At 70.8% G+C, this 3,136-nt stretch carries 2 protein-coding genes; both read right to left on the reverse strand.

The annotated features are described in order from the left end of the window. A partial coding sequence (locus ACSLTV_RS35950) for a beta-ketoacyl synthase N-terminal-like domain-containing protein (protein ID WP_435613716.1) occupies positions 1–800 on the reverse strand: 800 nt, incomplete at its 3' end. Positions 801–870: 70 nt separating this feature from the next. Continuing rightward, positions 871–3,136: beta-ketoacyl reductase (locus ACSLTV_RS35955; protein ID WP_435613717.1), on the reverse strand; the 2,266-nt coding region annotated here is incomplete at its 5' end.

Below are 3,136 nucleotides of genomic sequence, written 5' to 3' on the forward strand. Positions count from 1 at the left end.
ACACCCTCACCCCACCCCGTACCATCCGCACCCTCCCCGAACGCCTTGCACCGGCCATCGGCCGCCAACCCACCCTGGCGACCGAACTCGGCAAAGACATCAGGGGTGGACATCACCGTCACTCCACCGGCCAGCGCCAGATCACACTCCCCCGCCCGCAACGACTGCACCGCCAGGTGCAGAGCGACCAGGGACGACGAACAGGCCGTGTCCACCGTCACCGCAGGCCCCTCAAGACCCAGCACGTACGACACACGCCCCGAGACGACGCTCGCCGCGTTGCCGGTCAGCAGGTGGCCTTCGATGCCCTCGGGCAGATCGCCGCCGTGGACGGCGCCGTAGTTCTGATTGCTGCATCCGACGAAGACGCCGGTGCGGCTGCCCCGGATGGAGCCGGGGTCGAGGCCCGCGCGCTCGAAAACCTCCCAGGAGGTCTCCAGGATCAGGCGCTGCTGTGGGTCCATCGCGAGTGCCTCACGAGGCGACACTCCGAAGAAGCCGGCATCGAAGTCCGCTGCCGTGGCGACGAATCCGCCCTGGGCGGTCGAGGCCGCGGCGGCATCTGCCGTGTCCCATCCTCGGTCCACCGGGACAGGTGTAATCGCATCGGTGCCGGAGAGCACCAGGTTCCACAATTGCTCCGGGGTGGTGACGTCGCCGGGGTAGCGGCAGGCCATGCCGACGATGGCGATCGGCTCTGAGGCGGCCTGGGTGAGTTCTTCATTGCGCCGGCGCAGACGCTCGTTCTCGGAGAGGGAGGCGCGCAGCGCGGCGACGACGCGCTCTTCGGAGGTGGACATGCTCAGCTCCACTGGTTCGTGGCCCGTTCGCGGGCGGACGGGAAGAGTGGCTGCGGGGGCGGGTGGGGTCTCAGGAGGTGGAGTCGCCCAGGGCCAGTTGAACGAGTGCGTCGACGTCCATCGTGTCGATCGCGCCGGGTGAGGAGGTGTCGTCGGACGGGCGTGCGGGGGCGTCCGCGCCCTCCTGTGCCAGGGACAGGACGGCCGTCAACAGGCCACTCTCCTGCCAGCGGGAGAAGGGGATCGCGGACAGGACGGTACGGAACGAGGCCTCTTCACCGTCCTGTGCCGATGTCTCGTCCGAAAAGAGCTCCTCGTAGAGGCGATCGGCGAGGTGGCGTGGCGTCGGGTGGTCGAAGACCAGCGTCGTCGGCAGCCGCAGGCCGGTCTCCGCGTGGAGTCGGTTGCGCAGTTCCACGGCGGTGAGGGAGTCGAAACCGACGTCTCGGAAGGAACGGTCGAGGCCCACGGCCGAACTCGTCGACCGTCCGAGCACGGCGCCGGCCCGCTCGCGGACGATCTCCCGCAGGGCCCGCCGACGCTCCTTCTCCGGCCGGTTCGTCAGGCGAGCGACGAGGGCGGCACGGACGTCCTCGGTCTCCTTGTCCCCGGTGACGTCGGGCGTCGTTGCCTCGAAGCCCGGAAGCGTGCTCAGGAGAGGGCTGGGACGACGGCTGGTGAACGCGGGAAGGAAACGCTCCCAGTCCACGTCGGCCACGGTGACCGCGCCGCCAGATTCCTCCAACGCGGATGCGAGCCCCAGCAGTGCGCGGCCGGGTGGCATGGCCCGCAGGCCGTGCCGCCGCAGTTCCGCCGCTCCGGCGCTCGACACCATCCCTCCGCCCGACCACGGGCCCCATTGCACCGTGACACCTGCCAGTCCGCGGGCGCGGCGGTCCTCCACCACGGCGTCCGCCCAGGCATTCGCCGCCGCGTAGGCGCCTTGGGATCCGCTCCCCCACACGGCCGCGATGGACGAGAACACCACGAAGGCACTCAGGTCCCGGTCACGGGTCAGCTCGTCCAGGTGCACCGCGCCGTACGCCTTCGCCCCGACGACCCGCTCCAGATGGGCGGTGTCGATGTCGTCGAAGGGCATGTGGTCCGGTACGCCCGCCACATGGAAGACGGCGTCGGCCTGGTGCCGGGAGAGCAGCGCCTCGACCGCTTCCCGGTCCGCGAGGTCGCAGGCCTCGACGCTCACCTGGTCGGCTCCCATGTCGTGCAGGTCCGCGACGAGCTGTGCGACGCCGTCGGCGTCGGCTCCGCGGCGGCTGGTGAGAACCAGTTCCTCGGCACCCTGGCGGACGAGCCAACGTGCGACGTGCGCGCCGAGAGCACCGGTCCCACCAGTGACCAGCATTGTTCCGGAAGGCTTCCACCCCTGTCCGGTGCCCTGCGGCGCCGGAACCTGACGCAGACGCCTGCCAAAGGCTCGGCCGTCCCGTACCGCGATCTGGTCCTCCGCAGGGGAGGCGACGACGTCGGCGAGAAGGCGGGCGGCGTCGCCGTCCAGAGTCTCGGGCAGATCCAGCAGCCCGCCCCAACGATCGGCATGCTCCAGCGCGACGACCCGCCCGAGCCCCCAGATGGCGGCCTGTTCGGGAACCGGCCGGCCGTCGGCGGACTGCCCGACCATGACGGCTCCCCGGGTGACCCACCACACGGGCCCGCCCGCCTGCGCGTCGCCCAGCGCCTGGGTGGCGCCGAGTGCCTGCTCCAACGTGGCGGGCAGCACGATCACACCCGCTGCTTGCGCCCTCATGGTCGCGACGGCAGCGGTGACGGCGCGGGCGAGGCTCTGTCGGTCGGGACGCTCGGGAAAAGACAGGAGAAGAGGGTCGGACAGGCCCGCGGTCACGGTGTCGACCAGCGCGGTAGCCCCTTCGGGGTGGAGTACGAGCCAGCGACCGGTGCGGTGTGCTCCGGGTGTGGGAGTGACTGCCTCCCATTCGACGCGGTAGCGCCAGCCGTCCACTTCGGCCCGCTCCGTGCGCTCCTGCCGTCGGCCCGAGAACGCCGAAAGGACCTCCTGTACGACGTCCTCGCTGATGCCCAGCACGGTGGCCAGTTCGCGTGCTTCCTCCGGTGCCGCCGGTTCCCAAGGACGAAGATCGAGGGTGACCTCGCTGCGCTTCGTCTGGGGCCAGTACCGCTCACGCTGGAAGGCGTATGTGGGCAGGTCGACGCCTGCCGTCGAGCAGGGGCCCGTCACACCGGTCCAGTCGACGGGCACACCGGCCGTGTGGCCGGCAGCGGTACACGAGACGACGGCGTCGACCTCGTCGCGGTCCCTGCGCAGCATCGGCGCGAAGAGGAGAGCCTCTTCGTCGTCC

Source organism: Streptomyces sp. bgisy159, assembly GCF_965341775.1.
GTDB lineage: Bacteria > Actinomycetota > Actinomycetes > Streptomycetales > Streptomycetaceae > Streptomyces.